20 protein-coding genes are annotated in these 26,996 nt (G+C 74.7%); 6 read left to right on the forward strand and 14 right to left on the reverse strand.

Annotated elements, in window-relative coordinates; all coding sequences use genetic code 11:
* Positions 1-299: 299 nt before the first annotated feature.
* The 4 genes from ACFVFS_RS10595 to ACFVFS_RS10610 all read right to left on the reverse strand — a co-directional run bounded on the left by ACFVFS_RS10595 (position 300) and on the right by ACFVFS_RS10610 (position 5,115).
* Positions 300-1,670: a S8 family serine peptidase gene (locus ACFVFS_RS10595; RefSeq protein ID WP_380622375.1), complete on the reverse strand. Its 1,371-nt coding sequence runs from the start codon at positions 1,668-1,670 to the stop codon at positions 300-302.
* 204 nt (positions 1,671-1,874) lie between these two features.
* Positions 1,875-2,633 carry a 3-oxoacyl-ACP reductase FabG gene (gene fabG / locus ACFVFS_RS10600; protein WP_380622377.1) on the reverse strand — a complete coding sequence of 253 codons (759 nt, stop codon included), beginning with the start codon at positions 2,631-2,633 and terminating at the stop codon, positions 1,875-1,877.
* A gap of 110 nt (positions 2,634-2,743) precedes the next feature.
* Positions 2,744-3,931 carry a thiolase family protein gene (locus ACFVFS_RS10605; protein WP_380622379.1) on the reverse strand — a complete coding sequence of 396 codons (1,188 nt, stop codon included), beginning with the start codon at positions 3,929-3,931 and terminating at the stop codon, positions 2,744-2,746.
* Positions 3,932-3,966: 35 nt separating this feature from the next.
* Positions 3,967-5,115: an acyl-CoA dehydrogenase family protein gene (locus ACFVFS_RS10610; protein WP_380622381.1), complete on the reverse strand. Its 1,149-nt coding sequence runs from the start codon at positions 5,113-5,115 to the stop codon at positions 3,967-3,969.
* A 124-nt stretch (positions 5,116-5,239) separates the two neighbouring features.
* Here ACFVFS_RS10610 and ACFVFS_RS10615 point away from each other — a divergent pair, with 124 nt between their 5' ends.
* Positions 5,240-5,989 carry a TetR/AcrR family transcriptional regulator gene (locus tag ACFVFS_RS10615; RefSeq protein ID WP_380622383.1) on the forward strand — a complete coding sequence of 250 codons (750 nt, stop codon included), beginning with the start codon at positions 5,240-5,242 and terminating at the stop codon, positions 5,987-5,989.
* Here ACFVFS_RS10615 and ACFVFS_RS10620 read toward each other — a convergent pair.
* The 7 genes from ACFVFS_RS10620 to ACFVFS_RS10650 all read right to left on the reverse strand — a co-directional run bounded on the left by ACFVFS_RS10620 (position 5,932) and on the right by ACFVFS_RS10650 (position 14,231).
* Entirely contained in the window at positions 5,932-7,212 is a 1,281-nt protein-coding gene (locus ACFVFS_RS10620) for a nitric oxide synthase oxygenase (RefSeq protein ID WP_380622386.1), read from the reverse strand. The genes ACFVFS_RS10615 and ACFVFS_RS10620 overlap by 58 nt on opposite strands.
* Positions 7,213-7,346: 134 nt before the next feature.
* Complete coding sequence (locus tag ACFVFS_RS10625; protein WP_380622388.1) at positions 7,347-8,792, reverse strand: sugar porter family MFS transporter; 1,446 nt, start codon at positions 8,790-8,792, stop codon at positions 7,347-7,349.
* A gap of 117 nt (positions 8,793-8,909) precedes the next feature.
* Complete coding sequence (egtD, locus tag ACFVFS_RS10630) at positions 8,910-9,905, reverse strand: L-histidine N(alpha)-methyltransferase (protein WP_380622391.1); 996 nt, start codon at positions 9,903-9,905, stop codon at positions 8,910-8,912.
* Between the two features lie 101 nt (positions 9,906-10,006).
* Positions 10,007-10,744: an ergothioneine biosynthesis protein EgtC gene (egtC, locus tag ACFVFS_RS10635; RefSeq protein ID WP_380622394.1), complete on the reverse strand. Its 738-nt coding sequence runs from the start codon at positions 10,742-10,744 to the stop codon at positions 10,007-10,009.
* Positions 10,744-12,201, reverse strand: a complete 1,458-nt coding sequence (egtB, locus tag ACFVFS_RS10640) for an ergothioneine biosynthesis protein EgtB (protein ID WP_380622397.1) — start codon at positions 12,199-12,201, stop codon at positions 10,744-10,746. The genes egtC and egtB overlap by 1 nt, the downstream gene beginning before the upstream one ends.
* Entirely contained in the window at positions 12,198-13,496 is a 1,299-nt protein-coding gene (gene egtA / locus ACFVFS_RS10645) for an ergothioneine biosynthesis glutamate--cysteine ligase EgtA (protein WP_380622399.1), read from the reverse strand. Before egtA ends, egtB begins: the two co-directional genes overlap by 4 nt.
* A 270-nt stretch (positions 13,497-13,766) precedes the next feature.
* Entirely contained in the window at positions 13,767-14,231 is a 465-nt protein-coding gene (locus ACFVFS_RS10650) for an SRPBCC family protein (protein WP_380622401.1), read from the reverse strand.
* Between the two features lie 177 nt (positions 14,232-14,408).
* Between ACFVFS_RS10650 and ACFVFS_RS10655 the strand changes: the two genes are divergently transcribed.
* A complete protein-coding gene (locus ACFVFS_RS10655; protein ID WP_380622403.1) occupies positions 14,409-15,215 on the forward strand; it encodes an SAM-dependent methyltransferase in 807 nt (268 codons plus the stop codon).
* Positions 15,212-17,344: a putative bifunctional diguanylate cyclase/phosphodiesterase gene (locus ACFVFS_RS10660; protein WP_380622405.1), complete on the forward strand. Its 2,133-nt coding sequence runs from the start codon at positions 15,212-15,214 to the stop codon at positions 17,342-17,344. The genes ACFVFS_RS10655 and ACFVFS_RS10660 overlap by 4 nt, the downstream gene beginning before the upstream one ends.
* Before the next feature lie 39 nt (positions 17,345-17,383).
* Here the strand turns inward: ACFVFS_RS10660 and ribA are convergent, their stop codons facing one another.
* Entirely contained in the window at positions 17,384-18,049 is a 666-nt protein-coding gene (ribA, locus tag ACFVFS_RS10665) for a GTP cyclohydrolase II (RefSeq protein ID WP_380622407.1), read from the reverse strand.
* A gap of 331 nt (positions 18,050-18,380) precedes the next feature.
* Between ribA and gdhA the strand changes: the two genes are divergently transcribed.
* The 3 genes from gdhA (at position 18,381) to ACFVFS_RS10680 (ending at position 21,719) form a co-directional block, all read left to right on the forward strand.
* Positions 18,381-19,760 carry an NADP-specific glutamate dehydrogenase gene (gdhA, locus tag ACFVFS_RS10670; protein WP_380622409.1) on the forward strand — a complete coding sequence of 460 codons (1,380 nt, stop codon included), beginning with the start codon at positions 18,381-18,383 and terminating at the stop codon, positions 19,758-19,760.
* A gap of 260 nt (positions 19,761-20,020) precedes the next feature.
* Positions 20,021-20,929 (forward strand): NADP-dependent oxidoreductase, encoded by a 909-nt coding sequence (locus tag ACFVFS_RS10675; protein WP_380622411.1) that lies wholly within the window; start codon positions 20,021-20,023, stop codon positions 20,927-20,929.
* 13 nt (positions 20,930-20,942) lie between these two features.
* The gene (locus ACFVFS_RS10680; RefSeq protein ID WP_380622413.1) at positions 20,943-21,719 is read left to right on the forward strand and encodes a VOC family protein; all 777 of its coding nucleotides are present in this window, start codon (positions 20,943-20,945) and stop codon (positions 21,717-21,719) included.
* Here the strand turns inward: ACFVFS_RS10680 and lnt are convergent.
* Together lnt and cobN are read right to left on the reverse strand one after the other, a co-directional pair.
* Positions 21,686-23,299, reverse strand: coding sequence for an apolipoprotein N-acyltransferase (gene lnt / locus ACFVFS_RS10685; RefSeq protein ID WP_380622415.1), 1,614 nt, complete (start codon positions 23,297-23,299; stop codon positions 21,686-21,688). The two genes, ACFVFS_RS10680 and lnt, sit on opposite strands and share 34 nt — an antisense overlap.
* 76 nt (positions 23,300-23,375) lie before the next feature.
* Positions 23,376-26,990 carry a cobaltochelatase subunit CobN gene (gene cobN / locus ACFVFS_RS10690; protein WP_380622417.1) on the reverse strand — a complete coding sequence of 1,205 codons (3,615 nt, stop codon included), beginning with the start codon at positions 26,988-26,990 and terminating at the stop codon, positions 23,376-23,378.
* Positions 26,991-26,996 lie beyond the last annotated feature (6 nt).

Below are 26,996 nucleotides of genomic sequence, written 5' to 3' on the forward strand. Positions count from 1 at the left end.
GAGGTGGCGGGCCTTCCCCCCCCGCCCCCCCACCCCCCCCTACCCCGCCCCCCCAACCCCCCGCCCTCCCTGTACCCCCCGGGGCCCCCCCAACCCCCCGGGCCCCCCACGGCGCTGCTCCGTCACGACCGTTCGCCTGCAGCCTAGCGGTGCCTGGTTAAGGACAAGTCCGGCCCCAAGCTCGCCTTCTCTCCGGCCGCTTGGCGCTCCTTCGTCGAGTTCACACAGACGATCTGACGGAAGCGCAGCGGCCGTCCCCCGTCGGGGGACGGCCGCCCTCTGCACTGCTCCGCCGGGACCTACCGCCCGGCGAGGGCGTGGACGAAGCGGTGGGCGTCGATGGTGCCGAGGCCGCTGGCGAGGTCGTAGCCCCTGGTGGCCCGGTAGCCGGTGACGCCGTCCCAGGAATTGTCGCCGGTGGTCACGTCGACCAGGCCGCTCCACTGCTGCGGGAGCAGATCGAGGCCGTAGAGACGCCAGTTGAGCTGGCCGAGGCGACGGCCGGCGAGCTGGTCGGCGAGGGCGACCACGCCGGAGAAGATCGGCGCCGCCTCGCTGGTGCCGCCGGTGAGGTGCCAGCCGACCCGGGTGGGGTCGTAGGACTCGTAGGTCCAGGCGCCGCCGTCGACGGCCGCGCTCATGCTGATGTCCGGGGTGCCGCGGTGGTTGCCGGTGACCTTGGCGACGCCCGCCTGGTACAGCGGCCGCTCGAACACGCCGGATTCCCCGCCGCCGCCCGCGCCGTACGCGTCGTGCCAGACCTTGTCGGGCGCGGTGCGCTTGCCGGCGTCGTCCAGGGTGAGCTGGGTGCCGCCGACGGAGGTGACCAGCGGGTCGGAGGAGGGCCAGGAGTTGACCCGGTACGGGTAGAGGTCGGCGCCGTTCTGCTGATAGTCGGTGGCGCCGGCGTCGCCGGAGGAGGCGAGCACGGTGACGTCGTGCGCGGCGGCCTCCTTGAAGGCGTAGCGCAGGTCGGTCAGCGAGCGGAAGTCGCCCTTGTCGAAGCCGGGGAAGGTGTTCTCGGTGGCGCCGAAGCTCTGCGAGATGACGTCGGCCCGGCCGGAGCGGATGAGGGCCTGCTCGGCGTCCATCATCTCGGGCAGGCCGGTGGTGCCCTCGGTCTCGGCGACCCCGGTCTCGACCAGGATGATGTGGGCGTCCGGGGCGATGGCGTGGGCGTACTCGACGTCGAGGGTGGCCTCGCCCGCCCAGCCGGTGTGGTCGGGGTTGGTGGGGTCGAACGGCGGGACGTTGCCCCACTTCATGATCTCGACCTGGGTGTCCGGCAGGCCCCACTGCTTGTCGAAGACCTCCAGGTCGTGCTGGATGGTGGGGGAGCCGAAGGAGTCGACGATGACGATGGTGCGGCCCTTGCCGGTGACGCCCTCCTGGTAGAGGGGGTTCAGGTGGTAGGCCTCGCGGTACTGGAGCGGGGAGTAGCAGTGGATGCCGAGTTCGCTGACGCACTGGGAGGTGGTCAGCGGCGCCGTGCGGCCGGCGGCGTTCACCCGGCCGGCCGAGGCGGGGCGAACGTGGACGCCGGCGGCGCTCGGCGCGGTGGTCGCGGTGGTGGCCGCGCCGGAGCCGGTGGAGACGGTGCCGGCCGCGAGGGCGGTAGCCCCGACGGCGAGCAGGGCCAGGGCGCGGCGGAGGGTGCGGGGGCTGCCCATGGGACTCCTAGGGACGCTGGGCCCGGCCGGGATCGGACGGGTCGGTCCGGCCATCCCATCGAGTGCCGCATGATCATGCCATAGTCATTTCATGCTGTCGGCATGGTCGCCTCCGGCCACCGAAAAAGGTCAAGACCGTCCCAGGTGAAGGTAACCCACCACCAGGGACGGTCACCTGATGGACCGTCAGCAAAATTGCGCGTGTCAGCGCGCCCCGCCGTTGACGTACAGCGTCTGGCCGCTGACGTACGAGGCGTCCTCGCTCGCCAGGAAGGCGACGACCGAGGCGATCTCCTCCGGCTGCCCGACCCGCCGCAGCGGGGTGCGGGCGGCCACCTCGGTCTGGTGGTCCTCGGCTGTGGCGCCGACCCGGGCGGCCGTCGCGGCGGTCATCGCGGTGGCGATGTAACCGGGGGCCACCGCGTTCACGTTGATGTTGAACGGGCCGAGTTCGATGGCGAGGGTGGCCGTCAGGCCCTGGATGCCGGCCTTGGCGGCGGCGTAGTTCGCCTGGCCGCGGTTGCCGAGCGCCGAGCGCGAGCTGAGCGAGACGATCTTGCCCCACTTCTGCGCCACCATGTACTTCTGCGCCACGTGGCTGCAGTTGTAGGCACTGGTCAGGTTGACCGTCAGCACCGCGTCCCAGTCGGCCTTGGGCATCTTGAAGAACAGGTTGTCCCGGGTGATCCCGGCGTTGTTGACCAGGATGTGCAGGGCGCCGAAGTCCTCGTTGATCCGTGCGAACACCTCCTCCACGGCGTCGTAGTCGGCCACGTCGCAGCCGTACGCCCGGGCGGTGCCGCCCTTGGCGGTGATCTCCGCGGCCGTTCCGGCGGCCCGCTCGGCCGAGAGGTCGACCACGGCCACCGCCGCGCCCTCCTCGGCCAGCCGGCGCGCGGTCGCCGCGCCGATGCCCTGCGCGCCGCCGGTGACGACGGCGACCTTGCCTGCGAAACGCGTCATGGTGCTGCTCCTCGGGGAGAGGTCCGGCTGACAGCTGACAGAATCTGTCATCTGAAATCTGTCAGCTGTCATCTGATATCTGTCAGTTGTCAGTTGTCAGCCGTCAGCCGTCAGGCGGACTCCACCAGCACCGCCGTGCCCTGGCCGACACCCACGCACATGGTGGCCAGACCGCGGCGCCCGCCGGTACGGCGCATCCGGTGCAGCAGGGTGGTGAGGATCCGGGCACCGGAGCCGCCGAGCGGGTGGCCGAGCGCGATCGCTCCGCCGGTCGGGTTGACCAGCTCCGGGTCGATCCCCAACTGGTCGACGGAGGCCAGCACCTGGGCGGCGAAGGCCTCGTTCAGCTCGGCCTCCTCGACCTCCTCCAGCGACCAGCCGGCCCGGGCGAGCACCTTGCGGGTGGCCGGCACCGGCCCGATGCCCATCACGTCCGGATGCACGCCCGCCGAGGCGCCGGCCACGTACCGGCCGAGCGGCTCCAGGCCGAACTCGCCGAGCGCCTCCTCGCTGACCAGGACCAGCCCGGCCGCGCCGTCGTTCATCGGCGAGGCGTTGCCCGCCGTCACCGTGCCGCCGGGGCGGAAGGCCGGCTTGAGCCGGGCCAGCTTCTCCAGGCTGGTGTCCTCGCGGATCGACTCGTCCTCGCCGACGGTCACCCCGTCGGCCCGCTCGACCGGGATCAGCTCGGCGTCGAAGCGGCCGTCCTTGCGCGCGGCGGCGGCCCGCTGGTGGCTGCGCAGCGCGAAGGCGTCCTGGCGCTCCCGGGTGATGCCGAACCGGGCGGCCACCTGCTCGGCGGTCTCGCCCATCGAGAGCACACCGTGCAGCTCGGCCATCCGCGGGTGGGTGAGCCGCCAGCCGAGCCGGGTGTCGTAGGTCTCGATCCGGTGCGGCAGCGCCTCGTCGGGGCGGGGGAGGACGAAGGGGGCGCGGGTCATCGACTCGCAGCCGCCGGCGAGCACGACGTCCGCCTCGCCGGAGCCGATCGCCCGGGCGGCCATGGTGACCGCCTCCAGTCCGGAGGCGCAGAGCCGGTTGACGGTGGCCCCGGGGACGCTGTCGGGCAGTCCGGCGAGCAGGACGGCCATCCGGGCGGCGTTGCGGTTGTCCTCGCCGGCCTGGTTGGCGGCGCCCCAGTAGACGTCGTCGATCCGGGCCGGGTCGAGGGCGGGCAGGTCGGCGAGCAGGGCGCGCAGCACGGTGGCCGAGAGGTCGTCGGGGCGGACCGTGGCGAGCGCTCCGCGCAGTCGGCCGATGGGTGTGCGGCGGGCTGCGGCGAAGTAGACAGGACGCACGACGTCGGGCTCCTAGTCGAGAGGGGGGCGGTGGGTCAGAAGGCGCTGACGCCGGTGAGCGCGCGCCCGATGAGCAGCTGGTGGATCTGGCTGGTGCCCTCGTAGAGGGTCATCACCCGCGCGTCGCGCAGGTACTTGCCGACGGGGTACTCGTCGACGAAGCCGTAGCCGCCGAACACCTGGAGGGCGTTGTTGGCGGCCCGCACCGCCGCCTCGCTGGCGAACAGCTTGGCGACGGAGGACTCGGTGGCGAACGGCAGGCCGCGCTCGATGTGGTCGGCGACCTTCCAGGTGAGCAGCCGGGCGGCCTCGACGTCCACGGCGATCCCGGCGAGCAGCTGCTGGACCAGCTGGTGCGAGGCGATCGGCGCGCCGAACTGCTCGCGTTCGCCGGCGTACCGGACGGCGGCGTCCAGGCAGGCCCGGGCGATGCCGACGCAGCCGGCGGCGACCGACATCCGGCCCTTGGCGAGTGCGGCCATGGCGACGGTGAAGCCCTTGCCGAGCTCGCCGAGCCGGGCGGAGTCGGGGACGCGGACGCCGTCGAAGGTGAGCTCGGCGGTCGCCTGGCCGCGCAGGCCGAGCTTGCCGTGGATCTCGGTGCGGGTGAAGCCGGGCAGGCCGGTGGGCACCAGGAAGGCGGTGATGCCCCGGTGGCCGGGTTCGCCGGTGCGGGCGAAGACCAGCGCGACGTCGGCCCAGGTGCCGTTGGTGATGAAGGTCTTGCCGCCGCTGATCAGCCAGTCGGCGCCGTCGCGCACGGCCCGGGTGGTGAGGTTGGCGGCGTCCGAGCCGGTGCCGGGCTCGGTGAGGGCGAAGCAGCCGAGCGCCTCGCCGGAGGTGAGCCGGGGCAGCCAGTGCCGCTTCTGCTCCTCGGTGCCGAAGGCGTTGACGGACTTGGCGACCAGGCCGAGCGAGACCGAGACGATGCCGCGCACGGCGGAGTCGCCCCGGCCCAGCTCCTCCAGGACCAGGCAGTAGGCGAGGTGGTCGCCGCCGCTGCCGCCGTACTCCTCGGGGACGGTCAGGCCGAGGAAGCCGACCTCGCCGAGCCGGCGGACGATCGTGCGGTCGACCGACTCGGCGCGGTCCCAGGCGGTGGCGTGCGGGACGATCTCGCGGTCGGTGAAGGAGGCCGCGAGTGCGCGGACGGCGGCCTGTTCCTCGGAGAGTTCCAGGTCCATCGGGCGCCCCCAGTTAAACTAGCGCTGCAAGTTTTATGGGGGGACTGTAGCTCCGACCGGCCGTGCTGGGAAGGGGCACCTGCCAGAATCGGTCCACCCCCACCCGACCGGAGGAGCCGCGCCGATGCCCCGCCCGCGCACCCCCCTGCTCAGCCGCGAGCGCATCGTCACCGCCGCGCTGCGGCTGGTCGACGAGGAGGGGCTGGCCGCGCTCTCCACCCGCCGGCTGGCCGCCGATCTCTCGGTGAGCGGGCCGTCCCTCTACAACCACTTCGCCACCAAGGACGAGTTGCTGGACGCGGTGGTGGACGGTGTGATGGGCGAGGTCGACCTGTCGATGTTCGCCGCCGGCGCGCCCTGGCCGCAGGCGCTGCGCGACTGGGCCCGCTCCTACCGCGCCGCGCTCGCCGCCCACCCCCACATCGTTCCGGTGCTCGCCCAGGGCCCCGGGCGCCGGCCGAACGCGCTGAGGCTGGCCGACGCCGTCTTCGGCCACCTGGTGGAGGCCGGCTGGCCGCGCGGGCAGGCGACCAGGATCGGTGCGCTGATGCGCTACTTCGTCACCGGCTCGGCGCTGGCCTCCTTCGCGGCCGGCTTTCCGGAGGACGCCGGGGTGTACGACGCGGCCGACTACCCGCACCTCGGCGAGGCACACCGGCTGGCCGAGCACCGCGCGGCCGTCGACGAGGGCGCCTTCGAAACGGGGCTGGAGGCGCTCCTCGACGGACTGGTGCTGCGCTTCGAGCGGCTGGAGCTTCCGGAGCGCCAGGGCCGCCGGCGTCACCAGGACCACCGGGGAGACCGGGGAGACCGGGCTCACCAGGGCTCGCGGGCCACGAACGCCGGGCGCAGCGCGGGGTCCACCGGGTCGTAGTACCGGTGGTAGACGGGGGTCAGTCCGCCGGAGACCGGCGGCACGATCCAGCTCCAGTCGGCGGGCGTCGGCCGGCCGGCCCGCTTCTCCCGTGCCACGTGCCGCAGGAACCGCTCGGACTCGGTGTGGTGGTCGGACATGGTCACCCCGGCCTCCTGGAAGGAGTGCAGCACGGCGACGTTCAGCTCCACCAGCGCGCGGTCCCGCCAGAGCGTGCGGTCGCTGGAGGTGTCCAGGCCGAGCCGTGCGGCGACGGTGGGCAGCATGTCGTAGCGGTCGGCGTCGGCGAGGTTGCGGGCGCCGATCTCGGTGCCCATGTACCAGCCGTTGAACGGCGCGGCGGGGTAGCGCACGCCGCCGATCTCCAGCGTCTGGTCGCTGATCGCCGGCACCGCGTACCAGCGCAGGTCCAGCTCGGCGAACCACGGGTGCCCGGGGTGGGAGAGCGGGACCTCCAGCGTGGTGTCCTCGGGCAGCTCGTACCAGGCGGGCCGTTCGCCGGGCCGCTCCTGGACGAGCAGCGGCAGCACCTCGAACCGCTCCTCGCCGCCCTTCCAGCCGAGGTCCCGGGCCCGGGCGGCGAGCTGCCCGCCGGCCGGGTCGCCGGTCCACCGGCCGTCGGGGCCGGGGTGGCCGGCGTAGCGGACGAGCTGCTGGTTGAGGATCCGGGCGGCCGGACGGCCGGGCCGGTCGGGGGCGAACACCGAGATCACCGGGCGGATCCGGCCGCCGTTGGTGGCGGTGCGCAGGTGGGTGAAGCACTCGGTGGCGAGGTCGTCGGCGGAGGACAGGTGGCGCAGGTCGCGCACCACCAGGCTGCGCCAGTAGAGCCGGCCGATGCAGCGGGCGGCGTTGCGCCAGGCGAGCCTGGCGCCGTGGGCGAGTTCGTCGGGGGTGTGCTCGTAGGTTCCGGTGCGGTCGATCTCGTCGAGGACGGCGCGGATGCGGGCCTGCGGGTCGCCGGCGGCGGGTTGCTCGGCGTGGAACCGCCGGATGAAGTCGGCGGCCTGCTGCGGGTCGGTGAACGGTCGGTCGGTGAACGGCCGGTCGGTGAACGGCGGTTCGGCGGCGGGCTCCGGGGGCTCCTCCGGGACCAGGTGGCCGTGGACGTGGGCGTGCGAGTAGGGGCAGGCGCCGCCGGGTGCGGCGGCGGGGCGGCGTGTGCCGCGCTCACCGCTCCGGTTGCCGCTGCGGGTGCGAAGCCGGTCGAAGATCAAGGACATCCCTCCTGCCGGACAGGGATACCGGAGGTGCGCGCGGCATCGCAGGGAGTGAACGATTCGGCCCCCGCCCCCGGCGTCTTCGCGCTAGGGTGCGGGGGCCGGGCGCCAGGGGCCGGGGCCGCCGAGGGCGGCGGTCAGCCCATGTCCTCCAGGCGGACGCCCTTGGTCTCCTTGAGGAAGCGCGCCACGAAGACCACCGACAGCGCCGCGAACACCGCGTACGCGAGGTAGGTGGCCGAGAGGTTCCAGCGGGAGAGCGCCGGGAACGAGACGGTGATCGCCCAGTTGGCGATCCACTGCGCGGAGGCGGCCAGCGAGAGCGCCGCGGCGCGGATCCGGTTGGGGAACATCTCGCCGAGCATCACCCAGACCACCACGCCCCAGGAGAGCGCGAAGAACAGCACGAAGGCGTTGGCGGAGATCAGCGCCACGGTGCCCTGGAGGTCGGGCAGGGTGACGTCGTCGCCGCTGCCGGTGGCGGAGGAGAACGCCCAGGCGCAGGCGCCGAGGGCGACGGCCATGCCCGCCGAGCCGATGAGCGCCAGCGGCTTGCGGCCGATCCGGTCGACCAGCAGGATCGCGATCACGGTGCCGAGGATGTTGATGACCGAGCCGATGAAGCCGATCAGCAGCGAGTTGGACTGGTCGATGCCCACCGACTGCCAGAGGATCGACGAGTAGTAGAAGATCACGTTGATGCCGACCAACTGCTGGAAGACCGACAGGCCGACGCCGGCCCAGACGATCGGCAGCAGGCCGAAGCGCCCGCCGAGCAGGTCGCGGAAGCGCGGGCGATGGTCGGAGGCGATCAGGCCCCGGATCTCGGCGATCCGGGCGTCGGCGTCGACCTCCCGGCCCTCGACGTCGGCGAGGACGGCGCGGGCCTCCTCCAGGCGGCCGGCGGAGATGAGGAAGCGCGGCGACTCGGGAATGGTCGAGGCGAGCACGAAGTAGACGGCGGCGGGGACGACGCAGATGCCGAGCATCCACTGCCAGGCCTCCAGGCCGAGCAGGTGGCCGCGGGTCTCGCCGCCGGCGGCGTTCGCCAGCATCCAGTTCACCAGCTGGGAGATCGCGATGCCGAGCACGATGGCGGCCTGCTGGAAGGAGGCGAGCCGGCCGCGGTAGCGGGCCGGGGCGACCTCGGCGATGTAGGTCGGGGCGATCACCGAGGCGATGCCGATGGCCGCTCCGCCGAGGACCCGCCACAGGGCGAGGTCCCAGGCGGAGAACGGCAGCATCGAGCCGATCGCGCTCACCGCGAAGAGCAGCGCGCCGGCCTTCATCACGGTGGTCCGGCCGTAGCGGTCGGCGAACCGGCCGGCCAGGGCGGCGCCCACCGCCGAACCCAGCAGCGCGGAGGAGACGATCAGACCGGTCACGCCGTCGCCGACACCGAACTTCTCCTGGATTCCGGAGACCGCGCCGTTGATGACGGAGCTGTCGTAGCCGAACAGGAAGCCGCCGAGGGCCGCGGCGGCGGTGATGAAGACGACGAAGCCGAGCCGGCCGGACGGGGCCGGCCCGGTCTCCGCCTCCGGGGGCCCGGAGGGCTCCGCGGACTGCTGGGTGACGCTCACGATCTTGACTCCTGGTACTCAACGCTGAGTTCGGTGCCGCGATCGTAACCCCTCAATGTTCAAGTGTTGTACATGGGATAGCCATCAAGGCCCGTTTGAAATTAGTAAAGTGAACGATCAAATAGCGCTCCCGCCGGAGTCGGCCACCGGCTGGGCCAGCGAGAGCCCGAACCTCCCGGGCTCGTCGGTCCACCAGGCCGCGAGCCGCAGTCCGGCCGCCGCCAGCTCCTCGGCGACCCGCTCCCGGCGGAACTTCGCCGACACCTCGGTGCGCAGCTCCTCGCCCTCGGCGAAGTGCACCGGCAGGTCCAGCGCCGGGATCTTCACGGTCTGCGAGGCCAGCGAGCGCAGCCGCATCTCGATCCACTCCTGCTCGGGGTCCCAGTGCGCGACGTGGGCGAACGCCTCCGGCTCGAAGTCGGAGCCCAGCTCGCGGTTCAGCACGTTGAGCACGTTGCGGTTGAACTCCGCGGTCACCCCGGCCGCGTCGTCGTAGGCGGCGACCAGCGTCGCCGGATCCTTCACCAGGTCGGTGCCGAGCAGCAGGAAGTCGCCCGGGTCGAGCGCGGCGCGCAGCCCGCGCAGGAAGGCGGCCCGCTCGGGCGGCAGCAGGTTGCCGAGGGTGCCGCCGAGGAAGGCGACCAGGCGCGGCCCGCCGGCCTGCGGCAGGTCGAGGCGGTCGGTGAAGTCGGCCAGCAGGCCGTGCACCGCGAGGCCCGGGTACTCGGCGGCGAGCGCCTTGCCGGCCGCGGTCAGCGCGCTCTCGCTGACGTCCACCGGGACGTACGCCTCCAGGGTGCCGAGGCCGCGCAGCGCGTCCAGCAGCAGCCGGGTCTTCTCCGAGGAGCCGGAGCCGAGCTCGACCAGGGTGCGGGCCCGGGTGGCGGCGGCGATCTTGCCGGCCCGGGCGGTGAGGATCGCGCGCTCGGCCCGGGTCGGGTAGTACTCCGGCAGCCGGGTGATCTCCTCGAACAGCTCGCTGCCCCGCGCGTCGTAGAACCACTTGGGCGGCAGCGTCTTCGGCTCGGAGGTCAGCCCGGTCCGGACGTCGTGCCGCAGGGCGGTGCTGAAGTGGTCGGCGGGCAGCAGCCGGGTGAGATCAAAGGTGCTCATGACAGGTCGATCCTCTGTTCAGGCGTTCAGGAAGTGAAGAGACGGAAACCGCGAGTCGATGGCGGTCCCGCCGCGGACCCGCCGCGGCGGGACCGTCGCGGTCAGAGCGGTTTGACGGTCACCCCGTCCGGTCCGGCCAGCAGCAGCGACCGGTCCGGCACGGCCGTCCAGTCGGGATGGTCGTCGGAGGGCTCGGAGGCGACCAGCACGCCGAGCCCGGGCACCGTCCGGTGGTGCAGGGTGTCGCCCCAGGCGGTGGCGGCGATCTCCCGGCCGTCGGTGAGCAGCAGGTTGATCCGCCCGGTGGTGTGGGCGGCGGCCTCCGCGACGGTGTCGGCCAGCGCCTCGCCGAGGCCGGCGCCGGCGCGCAGCCGGTGCAGTGCGAGCGCCCACAGCAGGGCCGAGTCGGTGCGCGCGACCAGGTCGAGCAGTTCCTGCGGCGGCAGCAGCGCGGCGAGCGCGCCGGTCCGCTCCGGCCAGCCGGCCAGCGCCCCGTTGTGGCTGAACAGCCAGCGTCCGGCGGCGAACGGCGCGGCCGCCTCCTCGCCCGCCGCACAGCCCTCGGTGGCCGAGCGGACCGCCGCCAGCAGCGCCCGGGTGCGCAGGACCCGGGCGAGATCGGCGAACGCGGCGTCCGCCCAGATCGGCCCGGCCCGCCGGTAGCGGGCGGGTACCTCGTCGCCGTCCGCGTACCAGCCGAGGCCGAAGCCGTCCGCGTTGACGGTGCCGTACTGCTGCAGGCGCGGCGCCCAGGACTGCCGGTGGAGCCCGGACGGCGGCTCCACCAGCAGGGTCCGGGGCGCGACCGGCTCGCCGAGGTAGGCGAGGTGGCGGCACATCAGCCGGCCTCCGCGCGGGCGTCGGGCCGCCCGCCGTCGTCGGGGTCGACGTCGGCGGCGGTGCGGAACCCGGAGAAGATCTGCCGGCGCACCGGGTAGTCCCAGTTGCGGAAGGTGCCCCGGCAGGCGACCGGCGCCACCGCGAAGCAGCCGCCGCGCAGCACCTTGTACTCCGGGCCGAAGAACACCTCGGAGTACTCCCGGTAGGGCCAGGCCCGGAAGCCCGGGTAGGGCTGGAGGTCGCTGGCCGTCCACTCCCACACGTCGCCCATCAACTGCCGTACGCCGTAGGGCGACTGCCCCTCCGGGTAGCTGCCGGCCGGGGCCGGGCGCAGGTGCCGCTGGCCCAGGTTGGCGTGCTCGGGGCCGGGCGCGCCGTCGCCCCACGGGTAGCGCCGGGAGCGGCCGGTGGCCGGGTCGTGCCGGGCGGCCTTCTCCCATTCGGCCTCGGTCGGCAGTCGGCGCCCGGCCCAGCGGGCGTAGGCGTCCGCCTCGTACCAGCTGACGTGCAGCACCGGCTCGTCCAGCGGTACGGGCTCCAGCACGCCGAACCGGCGGCGCAGCCAGCCGCCGTCCGCGCGCTGCCAGAACAGCGGTGCGCTCAGCGAGGCCTGCTGCCGGTGCGCCCAGCCCTCGGGAGTCCACCAGCGCGGCTCGTCGTAGCCGCCGTCCTCGATGAAGCGCAGGTAGGCGGCGTTGGTGACCGGGGTGGTGTCCAGCCGGTAGGCGGGCAGGTGGACGCGGTGGGCGGGGCGCTCGTTGTCCAGCGCCCACGGCTCGGTGTCGGTGCCCATGGTGAACCGGCCGGCCGGGATCAGCACCTCGGCGGGAAGCGCGGCGGCGTCCGCCGGGGCGGGCGGCGGCGGGGGAGCGGCCAGCACGGGCTCGCCCCTGCGGAGCTGATGGGTGATCAGCATCGTTTCGTCGTGCTGCTGTTCGTGCTGGGCGATCATGCCGAAGGCGAACCCGGCGGTCAGCAGCGGCGGGCCTTCCAGCGGGCTGGCGGCGAGCAGGTCGAGCACCCGGCCGCGGACCTCGCCCGCGTACGCCCGGGCCTCGGCGGGCGGCAGCAGCGGCAGGCTCGGCCGCGCGGCGCGCGGGTGCTCGAAGGCGTCGTAGAGCGGGTCGATCTCCGGGTGCATCGGGTCCCGGCCGCCGACGTTGCGCAGCAGCCAGAGCTCCTCCTGGTTGCCGATGTGCGCGAGGTCCCAGACCAGCGGGGACATCAGCGGGGAGTGCTGGGCGGTGAGGTCGCGCTCGTCGACGCAGTCGGTGAGCGCGGCGGTGCGGGCGCGGGCGGCCAGCAGCTCGACGGCGATGGTCTCGCGCAGCACCTCCGGCGCGAGGGCGTCCAGTGCGGGGGCGGCCGGCGCGGGGGCGCCCGCCGGGGGAGCGGCCGACGGGGGAGCACCGCCGTCCTGGCGGGCGGTCCCGGTCTCGCGGGCGTCGTCGATCATGGTGCGGCCTCCTCCGGGGGAGTGCGTCGGGTGCCGGCGCGCAGGGCGTCCAGCTGGTCGTCGGCCGGGCAGCGGCCGCGCGCCGGGTAGCGCTCGGCGAAGGCGGCGACGGTGGCGCGCAGCCGCTCGGCGTCGGGCAGGCGGCCCAGGGCGGCGTCGGCGGCGGCGAAGCAGGCGAGGGCGGCGCGGCGCAGCGCGGGGTCGGCCGTGGCGAGGCCGGCGGCCCGGCGCCAGAGGCCGCTGCGCGGCGGCCGCGGGTCCTCCTCGCCCGGGGACGGACCCAGCGGCTCCAGGGCGGCGAACGCGGCGTCCGTGGCGACGGGGTCGTCCAGCAGCGCGGTGACCAGGGCGGTCGGCACGATCCAGCCGTCGCCCGGCTGGGCGTCGATCATCCGCAGCTCCAGGTGGCCGCGCGGGCGCACCGGCGGGAAGAGCGTGGTGCGGTGGTAGTCGAGGTCGGCCAGGGTGGGCGGGCGCTCGCCGGCGCCGCGCAGCCAGTCGCGGAAGGTCAGCCCGCGCGGCGCGGTCCACGGCGCGTCGTCGTGGCGGCGCACGCAGAGCACCTCGGCGTCCAGCACGTACCCGGCCCAGGACTCGCGCGGGTCGCCGTGGTCGGGCGCGGGGGCGAGGGTGCGGGTGGGGTCCATCCGGGACCAGACGGTCTGCCGGGTGGACCGGTACCCGGTGGGGCGCCCGTCCAGCAGCGGCGAGTTGGCGAACGCGGCGACCAGCACCGGGCCGAGCCGGTGGGCGAGCCGCCAGCGGCGCTCGAAGGCGTGCGGCCCGTCCGCGGCCCCGGCGTCCAGGCAGACCTGGAGGGAGGCGGTGTCGGTCATCATGATCCGGCCCCAGGGGCCCGCCGCGTCGAAGTGGCGCTCCATCGCGAGGTAGCGCGGATGGTCCAGGACCATCGGGCGGGGGCGGTCCAGCGGATCGGTGCCGGTGCCGGTGAGGCGCAGGCCCTGGGCGGCGAAGGCGGCCCGCAGGGCTCCGAGGTCGCGCCGGGTGTCGGCGACGCAGGCGGTGAGGCCGTCGGCGGGCGGGGAGCTGAGCTCGACCTGCCCGCCGGGTTCGAGGGTGAGGCGGGAGCCGGACGGGAGCGAGGTCCCGTCGGGGCCGCCGAGCGGAAGTGCGTCCAGCGCGGCGTGCAGCCGTTCCGGGGCGATCGGTCGGTCGGGACATCGGTCGTCGTGGACGAACCATTCGACCTCGACGCCCACCAGCCGGGGCGGTCCGATCTTGAAGCAGACGCCCGCCACGTGGCTGCGTGCGGCCGATTCGGTGAGCGGCGTCACCGAATCGGGGGGCGGTTGCGGGCTCGTGCGGTCGGTCGGGTTGGGCGGGCGGAGCGGTATCACCGGACTCACCATCCTCGGGGCACGGGTGCGGCCCGGACTACCCTGCCCAGTCTGCCCCGGACCATGCGGGGCCGCCGGACAAACATTCGGAGGAGGCGGATCGCGGCGGGAAGGGGCGGAGCGAACGGGTGAACGGCGGGTGGGGCGGGGGTCGGCGTCGGCCGTTCCGGGGCGCCCGGCGCACCGGGAGGCGCGGGGGCGGACGGTTCAGCCGCCCGGCGCGGGGCGGGCGGCCAGGTGCGCCGCCAGGCCGCGCCGGCCGCGCCGCATCATCACCGCGTGGTTGGCCCGGAACAGCGGCCGGGCGGGCAGCGCGAGGCGGCGCAGCAGCGGTTTGGCCGGGCGGGTGTCCTCCTCGAACAGGGCCAGGGCGCCGCCCGCGCCGTCCGCGGTGACGGTCCAGCGGGACCAGCCGGTGAGGTCCCCGTGCATGGCCGCCTCCAGCACCCCGGCGGCCGGGTCCTGCCGGACGGCGGTGAGCCCGATGACCAGGTGGTAGGGGAGCAGCGCGCGCACCAGCACCTCGCCGCGCCGCGGCCCGGTCTCCCGCACCGCGCGGATCTCCGGCCACCAGCGCGGGTAGCCGGCGACGTCGGCGAGCGCCGCGTACACCGCCGCCGGCGGTGCGGCGAGCCGCCACACCCCGCGGAACCGGTAGTGGTTGGGGTCCACGGGGGCACTGTAGCGGCGCTCCTCGAAGGCGCCCGGCGCGGCACCGGGAGGAGGGCGGCACTCCGCTTGCACGCGTTCGGCGTGCAGGGGAGGATCTTTTGTGCTTGTAGTCTCATCAGTCACAGCTGCCACATCGCTGGCAGCGGCCACCGGCACCGGAGCGAAGGAGACCCGAGGATGCGGCAACCGAACTGGGTACCGGAGGGCACGGACCTGGACAAACCGAACGCCGCACGGGTCTACGACTACTACCTCGGGGGCTCGCACAACTTCGAGGTCGACCGGGAGATGGCCCGCAAGGCCATCGAGCTGTGGCCCGAGCTGCCGCAGATCATGCGCTCCAACCGGGCCTTCCTGCGCCGCGCCGTCCAGTTCGCCGCCGAGCGCGGCATCGGGCGCTTCCTCGACATCGGCTCCGGCATCCCGACCTTCGGCGCCGTCCACGAGATCGCCCGCGCGATCCGCCCCGGGGCGCAGGTCGTCTACGTGGACCGCGACCCGGTCGCCGTCGCCCACAGCCGCCTGCTGCTGGAGGACGACCCGGGCAGCTCCGTCGTCCAGGCGGACGTACGGGACGTCGAGGACCTCATGTCCCGCCCCGAGGTGACCGCGCTGCTCGCCGCCGGCGAGCCGGTGGCCGTCCTGCTGGTCGCCGTCATGCACTTCGTCCAGGACGCCGAGGACCCGTGGAAGCTGATCGCGGTGATCCGCGACGCCCTCCCGCCCGGCAGCGCCCTCGTCCTCTCGCACGCCTCCCTGGAGGGCCGCCCCGACCAGGCCGAGGACCACCAGCGGCTGTACCGGATGACGCCCACCCCGCTGACCATGCGCACCCATGAGCAGATCACCGCGATGTTCGAGGGCTTCGAGCTGGTCGAGCCCGGCGTCGTCTACCTGCCGCAGTGGCGCCCGGACCAGCCCGAGGCGGTCGGCGAGCACCCCGAGCGGATGACCGGGGTGGCGGGCGTGGGGCTCCGTCAGTGACGGAGGCACCGGAATCGGGCAGCGGCGCCGAGCGGTTCCACGAGGACTGGGCGCGGCTGCTCTCCGGTGACCACGGCACGGCGGTCCACCCCGGCCTGCTCGACCGGCTCGTCTCCCGGACCGCCGGGCTGCTCCACCGCGCCCAGCTGGACCACCCCTTCGAGCCGCAGCTGGCCGCCGCGGCCGGCGCCGAACTGGTCGACGCCCAGTACACCGACCCGGTGGTGCTCGCCCGGGCGGTCGAACTGCTCCAGCGCCACCCCGCCGCGGACGGCCGCGGCCCCGCCCTGAGCGGCGCCTTCGCGGCCGGCTGGGCGGCCGCGCTGCGCGAGCGCACCCTGCGCGAGCAGGAGGCCATCCGCACCGCCGCCGACGTCGCCCGCAAGGAGGCCGAGCGGGCGCTGCGGGCCTCCGAGGCCCGGTTCCGCGCCCTGTTCGAGAGCGCCGCCATCGGCATCGGCATCGGCGACACCGACGGCAACATCCTGGCCGTCAACAAGGCCCTCCAGGAGCTCTTCGGCGCCGGCCCGGACGACATGATCGGCCGCCGGGTGGGCGACCTCGTCCACCCCGAGGACACCGACGGCGTCTGGGAGGCCTACGAGGAGCTGATCAGCGGCAAGCGCGACTACTTCCAGTTCGACAAGCCGTACTACCGCCAGGACGGCGAGATCGTCTGGACCCACCTGACGGTCTCGCTGATCCGCGACGACGACGGCCTGCCGCAGTACCAGGTCGCCATGCTGGAGGACGTCTCCGACCGCTACCGGCTCCAGGAGCGGCTGCGCCACCAGGCCACCCACGACCCGCTGACCGGCCTGCCCAACCGGGCCGCGTTCTTCGAACGGCTGGAGAAGCTCTTCGAGGACCCGGACCCGGGCGCCCGGTTCGGCCTCTGCTACGTCGACCTCGACGGCTTCAAGGTGGTCAACGACAGCCTCGGCCACGACACCGGCGACCAGCTGCTGTGCGCCGTCGCGGCCCGGCTGAAGGCCGCCCTCGGCCCGCTCGGGCACCTGGTCGCCCGGCTCGGCGGCGACGAGTTCGTCGTCCTGCTGGAGAACAGCCGCGGCGAGCAGGAGGCCGTCGCCGCCGCCAGGACGGTGCTGAAGTCGCTCGCCGGCCCGGTCCTGATCGGCGACCACAAGCTGGCCGTCGGCGCCAGCGTCGGCGTCCTGGAACGACGGGTCTCCACCACCACCCCCGGCGCCGCCGTGCGCGCCGCCGACCTCACGCTCTACCGCGCCAAGGAGGCCGGCCGGGGCCGCTGGACGCTCTTCGACCCCAAGGAGAACGCCCGCGCCGTCTCCCGCTACGCGGTCTCGGTGCGGATGCCCGCCGCCCTCGACCGCGGCGAGTTCTTCATCGACTACCAGCCGCTCTACGCGCTGGCCGACGGCCGGCTCGCCGCCGTCGAGGCGCTGGTGCGCTGGCGCCACCCGCAGCTCGGCGTGCTCGGCCCGGACGAGTTCGTCACCACCGCCGAGGAGACCGGGCTGATCATGCCGCTCGGCCGCTGGGTGCTGGAGCAGGCCTGCGGCCAGGCCGCCGACTGGATCAAGCGGTTCGGCGACGCCGCGCCCCAGCTCAACGTCAACCTGGCGGTCCGGCAGGCCCGCAGCGCCGCCCTGGTCGGAGACCTCGGCCGGATCCTCGACACCACCGGCCTCGACCCGGCCCGGCTCCAGCTGGAGATCACCGAGTCCACCGTGGTCGGCCCGGAGGACGAGGCGTTGCGCACCCTGCACGGCCTGGTCGGCCTCGGCGTCTCGCTCGCCGTCGACGACTTCGGCACCGGCTGGTCCAACCTCGCCTACCTGCGCGACCTGCCGGTCTCCGGGCTGAAGATCGCCGGCTCCTTCGTCGGCGACCTGCACGACCCGGCCAAGGACGAGGAGACCGGCTGGCGGATCGTCAGCGGACTGGTCTCGATGGCGCACGCCCTCGGTCTGACCGTCACCGCCGAGGGCGTGGAGACCGGCCGGGACGCCGAGCGGCTGCGGGTGCTCGGCTGCGACTGGGCGCAGGGCTGGCACTTCGGCCGCCCGGTGCGGCCGTCCGAGATCGCCCGCCGGATCGCCGAGGAGCCGCAGGGCCGCCCGGTCGCCGACTGGCCGGTCGTCGGCTGAGCGGCCGAGCGGACGCTCGACCGGCGACCGGCGACCGGCTCAGCCCACCAGCCGGGACAGCTCGATCGAGTGCCCGGTCCGCTCCGCCTTGGCCCGCAGGTAGCGGACGTTGCTCTCGGAGACGTGCACACCGGTGGGCACCCGGCGGCGCACCGTGACGCCCAGGGCGCCCAACTGGGCGTCCTTGTCCGGATTGTTGCTCAGCAGGTCGATCCCGGCGATCCCGTCGACGCCGAGCGCGCCGAGCATCTGGGCGGCGGCGGTGTAGTCGCGGCCGTCCTCGGGCAGGCCGAGCGCGGTGTTGGCGTCGTAGGTGTCGAGCCCGGAGTCCTGCAGGGCGTAGGCGTCCAGCTTGTTGTACAGCCCGATGCCGCGCCCCTCCTGACGCAGGTACAGCAGGTACCCGCCGGCGGTGGCGATCCGCTCGACGGCCTCGCGCAGCTGCGGGCCGCAGTCGCACCGGGCGGAGCCGAACACGTCGCCGGTCAGGCACTCCGAGTGCAGCCGCACCAGTGGCACGGCGCCCTCGGGCACCGTGCCGAGCGCCAGCGCGAGGTGCTCCGCCCCGTCCGCCAGCCCGTGGAAGGTGGACACCTGCGCCTCGGCCCGGTACCCGTCCGGGAAGACCAGCGGGATCCGGACCCGCGACCGGACCCGCGCGGCGCCGTCGGCCTGCGGGGAATCGTTCTGCTGCACCTGCGGCATGGCCGGGCCTTTCGTGACGGAGGGTTCCGGTGGTACTCGGCTGTCGACGGTCGACGGTACTAGGTAGTTCCAATTTGAACAACATAGGAGGTCGACGAAGGGTCGGTGCAGCTCACGAACGGGTTGCCGGAGGAGGTCCGGGGGGATAGGGGCGGACAAACGGGGGGTGGCAGTGAGAGACTGTGCCCGCGCGAGCGGTCCAGGAGTTGCCGCGCCGGTGTTCGTGCGCCGTGACGCCCTCAATGGCGAGGGGACCGCCGGTGCTCTCCCCCTCCGGGATGACGGGGGAGGCGCCCTGTCTGTCGATTCAGACCATGGAAGGTCCTCAGAGATGTCGGCTACCCCCGTGCCCGCTGCGTCCCACGACGCCGGGAACCCCGCCATTGAGTCGCTCTACGCCGAGGTGCTCCGCCGCAACCCCGGCGAGCCCGAGTTCCACCAGGCGGTGCACGAGGTCGTGGAGACCCTCGGCCCGGTCCTGGAGCGCCGCCCCGAGCTGGCGGACGCCCGGATCGTCGAGCGGATCGTCGAGCCCGAGCGCCAGGTGATCTTCCGCGTGCCGTGGACCGACGACCAGGGCCGGATCCACGTGAACCGCGGCTTCCGGGTCGAGTTCAGCAGCGTGCTCGGCCCCTACAAGGGCGGCCTGCGCTTCCACCCCTCGGTGAACCTCGGGATCGTGAAGTTCCTGGGCTTCGAGCAGATCTTCAAGAACGCGCTGACCGGCCTGGCCATCGGCGGCGGCAAGGGCGGCTCCGACTTCGACCCCAAGGGCCGCTCGGACGCCGAGGTCATGCGCTTCTGCCAGTCCTTCATGACCGAGCTGTACCGCCACCTGGGCGAGCACACCGACGTCCCGGCCGGGGACATCGGCGTCGGCGGCCGGGAGATCGGCTACCTGTTCGGCCAGTACAAGCGGATCACCAACCGCTACGAGTCGGGCGTGCTGACCGGCAAGGGCATCGGCTGGGGCGGCTCGCAGGCCCGCACCGAGGCCACCGGCTACGGCTGCGTGCTGTTCACCCAGGAGATGCTGCGCGCCCGCGGCGAGGAGCTGGACGGCCTGCGGGTCTCCGTCTCCGGCTCCGGCAACGTCGCGGTGTACGCGATCGAGAAGGCCCAGCAGCTCGGCGCGACCGTGATCACGGCCTCCGACTCCACCGGCTTCGTGGTGGACGAGAAGGGCATCGACCTCGCCCTGCTGAAGGAGGTCAAGGAGGTCCGGCGCGGCCGGCTCACCGAGTACGCGCGGCTGCGCGGCGGCCACGTCCGCTACCAGGAGGGCACCGGCGTGTGGAGCGTCCCGGTGGACGTGGCGCTGCCCTGCGCGACCCAGAACGAGCTGGACGAGGCGGACGCGCTGGCGCTGGTCCGGGGCGGCGTGCGCGCCGTCGCCGAGGGCGCCAACATGCCGACCACGCCGGAGGCGGTCCGGGTCTTCCTGGAGGCCGGGGTGGCCTTCGGCCCGGGCAAGGCGGCCAACGCGGGCGGCGTCGCCACCAGCGCGCTGGAGATGCAGCAGAACGCCTCGCGCGACGTCTGGTCCTTCGAGCGGACCGAGGAGCGGCTGGCCGGGATCATGCGGAACATCCACACCGCCTGCTACACCACGGCGGAGAAGTACGGCCGCCCCGGGGACTACGTGCTGGGCGCCAACATCGCCGGCTTCGAGCTGGTGGCGGACGCCATGCTGGCCCAGGGCCTGATCTGATCCGACACCGGGCGGCCGAGCCGCGCCGTGCCACCTCCCCGACCGGCCGCGACGGCGCCGGCCAGGGAGGTGGCGGCCTTTCGGCGGCCCGGCGGCCCGGTGGCTCGCCGGCGGCCACCCGACCGGAGCGGGCACCGGATACCGGCTCCGGGCGGGCGGCCGCCGATCGCCCGCGCCCGGATGGCCCAGCACGAGCCGCCCCCGGACGGCCCCCGCCCCCATGCTGGGGCGGGGGCCGTCGAGCGGAGAGTGGAGCGGGGATGGCCAAGGCGTTCGGGTTCGTCGACTACGGCGGACCGGAGAAGCAGGAGTTCCTGGACCGGCCGGTGCTGGAGCCCGGGCTGGGCCAGCTGGCGATCGCCGTCCGGGCCGCCGGGGTGAACCCGGTCGACTGGAAGGTCCGCCGGGGCTGGCTCGGCCAGGTGCGCGAGCTGCCCGCCGTGATGGGGTCCGAGGCGGCCGGCGTGGTCGAACGGGTCGGCCCCGGCGTCACCGGGTTCACCCCGGGCGACGAGGTCTTCGGGATCACGGCGGCCGGCGCGTTCGCCGAGCAGACGCTGCTGGCCGCCGCGTCCAGCGCGGTGAAGCCGGCCAAGGTCGGCTTCGACCAGGCCGCCACCCTGCCGGTGGCGGCCGCGACCGCCGACGACGCGGTCCGCGACGTCGGCGTGGGCGCCGGGCAGACCCTGCTGATCCTCGGCATCGCCGGCGGCGTCGGCGGCATGGCCGCCCAGATCGCCCGCAGCCGCGGCATCCGCGTCATCGGCACGGCGGGCGACGCCAACCGGGCGTACGTCGAGTCGCTGGGCGCGGTGCAGCTGCGCTACGGCGAGGGCGTCGCCGACCGGATCCGGGCGGCCGCGCCGGACGGCGTGGACGGCATCCTCGACCTGGTCGGCGGCGACGACGCCCGGGCCGCCGCGGCGACCCTGGAGGACCGCTCCCGGCTGGTGTCCACCTCCGACCCGACCACCGCGGAGGAGCTCGGCGGCCGCTACATCACCCGGTCCACCAGCCCCGGGACGCTCGCCGCGCTGGCCGAACTGGTGGCCGCGGGCGAGCTGGACCCGCACATCGTCAGCCGCTACCCGCTGTCCCGCGCCGACGAGGCGGTCGCGCTCGTCGAGTCGGGGCACGCGCGCGGCAAGGTCGTCCTGGACATCGGCTGAGCGGAGGCCCGCGATGAAGCAGCAGACCGTCACCACCGGCGGCCCGTGCTGGGTCGAGCACGGCAGCGCCGACCCGCAGGCGGCCCGGCGGTTCTACGGCGAACTGTTCGGCTGGCAGCCGGAGACCGACGAGCGCCCGGAGGCCGGCGGCTACACCTTCATGCGGCTGGGCGGCCGGATCGCCGCCTCGGTGACCCCGCTCTACGGCGAGGGCCAGCCGACCGCCTGGAGCGTCTCCTTCCTGGCCGAGGACGCCGACGCCGCCGCCCGCCGGGTCACCGGGGCGGGCGGGAGCCTGGTCGTCCGGCCGACGGACGCGCTGGACTACGGCCGGTTCGCGATCGCGGCCGACCCGTCCGGCGCGGTGTTCGGCCTCTGGCAGCCCGGCCGGCTGCGCGGCGCCGAGGTGCTCAACGCGCCCGGCGCGCTCGGCTGGGTGGAACTGCTCACCCGGGAGCCGGACGCCGCCCGCGCCTTCTACCCGGCGGTGTTCGGCTGGCGGGTGAGCCCGTCCGAGCAGTACACCCAGTGGGGCCTGGCCGACGGCGACTTCGGCGGCATGCTGACCATGGGCGAGAACTTCCCGCCGCAGGTGCCGCCGCACTGGCTGCCGTACTTCTCGGCCGCCGACGTGGACGGCTCGGCGGCCCGGGCCGGCAACCTCGGCGCGGGCGTGCTGATGGCGCCCGTCGACGTGCCCGGCGGCGGTCTGCGGATCGCGGTGCTGCGCGACCCTCTGGGCGCGGCGTTCGGCCTCTACCACCGCTCGGAGACCAGGGGCGCGGGCTGACGCCTGCGCACCGCGACCGCCGCCGCGACCGCCGTCACCAGCACGGCCGCCATCGGCACCACATCACCCGCCCGGGTGTACCAGGTGGAGGTGCCCGGCGCGGTCAGCGGCAGCCCGACCACCAGCGCGCCGGTGTCGTCCGTGCTCAGCCGGGCCAGCTCCCGGCCCTGCGCGTCGAAGGCGGCCGACACCCCGGTGAGCGAGGCCTGCACGGCCGGCCGGCCGGTCTCGGCGGCCCGGATCGCGGCCAGTGAGACGTGCTGCTCGGGCGCCCAGCTCCGCTGGAAGGTCGAGGTCGACGCCTGGTAGACCAGCACCCGGGCACCGCCCCGGGCCGCCGTCCGCGCCATGTCGGGGAACGCCGACTCGAAGCAGATCAGCGCCGCGACCGGCAGCTCGCGCCCCGAGCGGTCCACCGCCGGCAGCAGGTGCTGGCCGCTGCCGGGCGCCCGGTTCTCGCCCGCCGCACGGCTGACCCCGGCGACCCAGCCGAGCACCGGCCGCAGCGGGATGTACTCGCCGAACGGCACCAGCCGGATCTTCCGGTAGCGGTCGACCACGCCGTCCGGCGAGACCAGCACCGCGTCCTTGGAGATCCGCCCGTCGGCCTTGCGCGCGTCCTCGCCCGCCATGAGCTCGGCGCCGGTCGCGGCGGACAGCGCCCGCAGCCGCCCGAGCGCCGCCGGATCGCGGTCGAGGTCGGCGGTGGTGCTGGACTCGCCCCAGACCACCAGGTCCACCGGGGGCTGCCCGACCAGTGCGGCGGTGGCGCGGGCACTCGCCTCGAAGCGGGCCTGCGGATCGTCCACGATCCCCGGCTGGACCAGCGCGATCCGCACCTCCTCGGCCCCTCCGGGGGCGGCCGGCGGCGCCGGCCGCAGCGCGAACAGCAGCGGCCCGGCCACCAGGGCGCCGACGGCGAGCAGCGCGGCCGCCGCCCGCGGGCGCGGGTCGACGGCGGTGAGCACCACCAGCACGGCGGTGTTGACCGCCACCACGGCGGCGCTGACCAGCCAGATCCCGCCGGCCGAGGCCAGCGCCAGCACGGCCGGGTGCTGCCACTGGGTCGCCCCCAGCAGCGCCCACGGCCCGCCCAGCGCGGGCCAGGAGCGGGCGTACTCGGTGGTCAGCCAGACCGCGGCGACCACCGGCGGCGCGAGCAGCGCCCGGCGGACCGTCAGCGGCGGGCGCAGCAGCCGCCACACGGCGGCGCCCACCCCGGCCTGGAGCGACCCGAACACCACCGCGATCAGCGGCAGCGCGGGCCCGACGGAGGACAGCAGCCAGGACATCCCGGTCAGGATGAACCCGGCGCCGAACCACCAGCCGCGCACCGCCGCCTCGCGCGCCCCCGGGGCCCGCTGCATCAGCAGCAGGCCGGGGACGAGCGCGACCCAGGCGAGCGCCGCCACCCCGGGCGCGGGGAAGGCGAGCACCGGCAGGGCCCCGGCGGCGAGCGCCGCCAGCCGGGGCCGGTACCGGGCGGCGGCCCGGCCGGGGCGGTCGGTGGGCCGGGCGGCCGCCGCGGTGGCGGGGCCGGAGGGGCCGTCGGGGCCGGTGAGCAGGGGAGGGCGCGGCATGACCCGTATTGTCCGCTCGGCGCGGGCCCGTCACCAGCCCCGTGTTCACCCGAACGGCCTACGCCATCGGCACGGGTTACTCCCCGTCGCCCTCCAGGTCGCCCTCGGTCTCCAGGAACGCGGCCTGCAGCTGCTCGATCAGCTCCGGGTCCGGCCGCTCCCACAGCCCGCGGCTCGCCGCCTCCAGCAGCCGCTCGCTGATGCCGTGCAGCGCCCACGGGTTGGCGCCGGCCAGGAACTCCCGGTTGACCGGGTCCAGCACGTACTCCTGGGTGAGCTTCTCGTACATCCAGTCCGCGACCACGCCGGTCGTGGCGTCGTACCCGAAGAGGTAGTCGACGGTCGCGGCCATCTCGAACGCGCCCTTGTAGCCGTGCCGCCGCATCGCCTCGATCCAGCGCGGGTTGACCACCCGGGCGCGGAACACCCGGGCCGCCTCCTCGGTCAGGGTGCGGGTGCGGACCGTCTCGGGGCGGGTCGAGTCGCCGATGTAGGCGGTCGGCGCCTTGCCGGTGAGCGCCCGCACGGTGGCCACCATGCCGCCGTGGTACTGGAAGTAGTCGTCCGAGTCGGCGATGTCGTGCTCGCGGGTGTCGGTGTTCTTCGCGGCGACGGTGATCCGCTTGTACGCGGTCTCCATCTCCTCGCGGGCCGGCCGCCCGTCCAGCCCGCGCCCGTAGGCGTAGCCGCCCCAGACCGTGTAGACCTCGGCGAGGTCGGCGTCGGTGCGCCAGTCGCGGCTGTCGATCAGCTGCAGCAGGCCCGCGCCGTAGGTGCCGGGGCGGGAGCCGAAGACGCGCACGGTGGCCTTGCGCTCGTCGCCGTGCACGGCCAGGTCGGCCTGGACGTGGGCGCGCACGTAGTTGTCGGCCTCGGCCTCCTCCTGGGCGGCGGCCAGCCGGACGGCGTCGTCGAGCAGCGCGACCACGTGCGGGAAGGCGTCCCGGAAGAAGCCGGAGATGCGCAGCGTGACGTCGATCCTCGGGCGGCCCAGCTCCTCCAGGCCGATCGCCTCCAGGCCGGTGACCCGGCGGGAGGCGTCGTCCCAGACCGGGCGGACGCCGAGCAGCGCGAACGCCTCGGCGATGTCGTCGCCGGCGGTGCGCATCGCGCTGGTGCCCCAGAGCGACAGGCCCACCGACGGCGGGTAGACGCCGTCGTTGTCGGCCCGGTAGCGCTCGATCAGCGAGGCGGCGAGCGCCTGGCCGGTCTCCCAGGCGAGCTTGCTGGGCACCGCCTTGGGGTCGACGGAGTAGAAGTTGCGGCCGGTCGGCAGCACGTTGACCAGCCCGCGCAGCGGCGAGCCGGACGGGCCGGCCGGGACGAAGCCGCCGCGCAGCGCGTGCAGCACGGCGTCCAGCTCCCCGGTGGTGGCGGCCAGTCGCGGCACGACCTGGCCGGCGGCGAAGTCCAGGACCTCGCGGACGGCCTCCGGGTACCCGGCGGCGACCTTCTCCACCGCCTCCGGCGCCCAGTCGGCGGCCTCCATCGCCTCGACCAGCTCGCGGGCCCTGGCCTCGGCCGCGTCGGTGGCGCCCAGGGTGAGCGCGGCCTCGTCCAGGCCGAGCGCCTCGCGCAGGCCGGGCAGGGCGCTGACGCCGCCCCAGATCTGCCGGGCGCGCAGGATGGCGAGCACGATGTTGACCCGGTCGGTGCCGGCCGGCGCCTGGCCGAGGACGTGCAGGCCGTCGCGGATCTGGGCGTCCTTGATCTCGCAGAGCCAGCCGTCGACGTGCAGCAGGAAGTCGTCGAAGCCGTCGTCCTCGGGGCGCTCGTCCAGGCCGAGGTCGTGGTCGAGCTTGGCGGCCTGGATCAGGGTCCAGATCTGGGCGCGGATCGCGGGCAGCTTGGCCGGGTCCATCGCGGCGATGTTGGAGTGCTCGTCGAGCAGCTGCTCCAGGCGGGCGATGTCGCCGTAGGAGTCGGCGCGGGCCATCGGCGGCACCAGGTGGTCGACCAGGGTGGCGTGGGCGCGGCGCTTGGCCTGGGTGCCCTCGCCCGGGTCGTTGACCAGGAACGGGTAGACCAGCGGCAGGTCGCCGAGCACGGCGTCCGGGCCGCAGTCGGCGGACAGCGCGGCGGTCTTGCCGGGCAGCCACTCCAGGTTGCCGTGCTTGCCGAGGTGGACCACGGCGTGCGCGCCGAAGCCGCCGTCGGCCTCGGCGGCCGCGATCCAGCGGTAGGCGGCCAGGTAGTGGTGGGACGGCGGGAGGTCGGGGTCGTGGTAGATCGCGACCGGGTTCTCGCCGAAGCCGCGCGGCGGCTGGATGAGCACCAGCAGGTTCCCGGAGCGGATCGCGGCGAGCACGATGTCGCCGTCCGGGTTCTGCGAGCGGTCGACGTACAGCTCGCCGGGGGCCGGGCCCCAGTGCTCCTCGACCCGGGCGCGCAGGCCCTCGGGCAGGCCGGTGTACCAGCGGCGGTAGTCCGCGGCCGGGATGCGCACCGGGTTGCGGGCCAGCTGCTCCTCGGTGAGCCAGTCCTGGTCGTAGCCGCCGGCCGCGATCAGGGCGTGGATCAGGGCGTCGCCCTCGTGGCCGTCGTCCGTGTCCGTGTCCAGACCGGGCAGGTCGGTTCCGAGGTCCATGCCCTCGGCGCGCAGCGCGGTCAGCAGCCGGATCGCGCTGGCCGGGGTGTCCAGGCCGACGGCGTTGCCGACCCGGGCGTGCTTGGTCGGGTACGCGGACAGCACCAGCGCGAGGCGGCGCTCGGCGGCCGGGACGTGCCGCAGCCGGGCGTGCGCGACGGCGACGCCGGCGACCCGGGCGGCGCGCTCCTCGTCGGCGGCGTAGACGGTCAGGCCGTCCTCGTCCAGCTCCTTGAAGGAGAACGGGACGGTGATCAGCCGGCCGTCGAACTCGGGCACCGCGATCTGGGTGGCGGTGTCCAGCGGGGACAGGCCGTCGTCGCTGGCCTCCCACTGGGCGCGCGACCAGGTCAGGCAGAGCGCCTGGAGGATCGGCCGGTCCAGCGCGGCCAGCGCGCCGGCGTCCCAGGCCTCCTCGTCGCCGCCGGCCTGTGCGTCGGCCGGGCGGGTGCCGCCGGCGGCGAGCACGGTGGTGACGAGCGCGTCGGCCTCGCCGAGGGCGGCCAGCAGCTCCGGCTCGGCGCCGCGCAGCGAGGCGCAGTAGTACGCGCGGGCCTGCGCGCCCTGGTCCTCGACGGCCCGGCAGAGGGTCTCCACGAAGGCGGTGTTGCCGCTCATGTGGTGGGCGCGGTAGTAGAGCACCGCGACGGTCGGGCCCTCGGAGGTCCGGGCCTCGCGCTCCAGCGGGCCCCAGGCGGGGGCGGAGGCGGGCGGGGCGAAGCCGTGGCCGGTGAGCAGCACGGTGTCGGAGAGGAAGGCGCCGAGTTCGGCGAGGTTGGCCGCGCCGCCGTGCGCCAGGTAGGCGTGCGCCTCGGCGGCGATGCCGGCCGGGACGGTGGACAGCTCCATCAGCTGGGCGTCGGGGGCCTGTTCGCCGGTCAGCACGACCACCGGGCGGGGCCCGGCGAGCAGCGCGTCCAGGCCCTCCTGCCAGGCGCGGCGGCCGCCGAGCAGGCGGACCACGACCAGCTCGGTGCCCTCCAGCAGGGCGGGCAGCTCCTCGGCCGCCAGCCGGGCCGGGTTGCCGAGGCGGTAGCGGACCGGCCCCTCGGCGGCGCGGGCGCTCAGCAGGTCGGTGTCGGACGTCGACAGCAGCAGGATCATGCGAAG

Source organism: Kitasatospora sp. NPDC057692, from assembly GCF_042799475.1.
Lineage (GTDB): Bacteria > Actinomycetota > Actinomycetes > Streptomycetales > Streptomycetaceae > Kitasatospora.

Excerpts from the sequence above, each read along its gene's own strand:
- ACFVFS_RS10595 (WP_380622375.1), bottom strand. The coding sequence starts at position 1,670 with ATGGGCAGCCCCCGCACCCTCCGCCGCGCCCTGGCCCTGCTCGCCGTC.
- fabG (WP_380622377.1), bottom strand. The coding sequence starts at position 2,633 with ATGACGCGTTTCGCAGGCAAGGTCGCCGTCGTCACCGGCGGCGCGCAG.
- ACFVFS_RS10610 (WP_380622381.1), bottom strand. The coding sequence starts at position 5,115 with ATGGACCTGGAACTCTCCGAGGAACAGGCCGCCGTCCGCGCACTCGCG.
- ACFVFS_RS10615 (WP_380622383.1), top strand. The coding sequence starts at position 5,240 with ATGCCCCGCCCGCGCACCCCCCTGCTCAGCCGCGAGCGCATCGTCACC.
- ACFVFS_RS10620 (WP_380622386.1), bottom strand. The coding sequence starts at position 7,212 with ATGTCCTTGATCTTCGACCGGCTTCGCACCCGCAGCGGCAACCGGAGC.
- egtD (WP_380622391.1), bottom strand. The coding sequence starts at position 9,905 with ATGAGCACCTTTGATCTCACCCGGCTGCTGCCCGCCGACCACTTCAGC.
- egtC (WP_380622394.1), bottom strand. The coding sequence starts at position 10,744 with ATGTGCCGCCACCTCGCCTACCTCGGCGAGCCGGTCGCGCCCCGGACC.
- egtB (WP_380622397.1), bottom strand. The coding sequence starts at position 12,201 with ATGATCGACGACGCCCGCGAGACCGGGACCGCCCGCCAGGACGGCGGT.
- ACFVFS_RS10655 (WP_380622403.1), top strand. The coding sequence starts at position 14,409 with ATGCGGCAACCGAACTGGGTACCGGAGGGCACGGACCTGGACAAACCG.
- ribA (WP_380622407.1), bottom strand. The coding sequence starts at position 18,049 with ATGCCGCAGGTGCAGCAGAACGATTCCCCGCAGGCCGACGGCGCCGCG.
- gdhA (WP_380622409.1), top strand. The coding sequence starts at position 18,381 with ATGTCGGCTACCCCCGTGCCCGCTGCGTCCCACGACGCCGGGAACCCC.
- ACFVFS_RS10675 (WP_380622411.1), top strand. The coding sequence starts at position 20,021 with ATGGCCAAGGCGTTCGGGTTCGTCGACTACGGCGGACCGGAGAAGCAG.
- ACFVFS_RS10680 (WP_380622413.1), top strand. The coding sequence starts at position 20,943 with ATGAAGCAGCAGACCGTCACCACCGGCGGCCCGTGCTGGGTCGAGCAC.
- lnt (WP_380622415.1), bottom strand. The coding sequence starts at position 23,299 with ATGCCGCGCCCTCCCCTGCTCACCGGCCCCGACGGCCCCTCCGGCCCC.
- cobN (WP_380622417.1), bottom strand. The coding sequence starts at position 26,990 with ATGATCCTGCTGCTGTCGACGTCCGACACCGACCTGCTGAGCGCCCGC.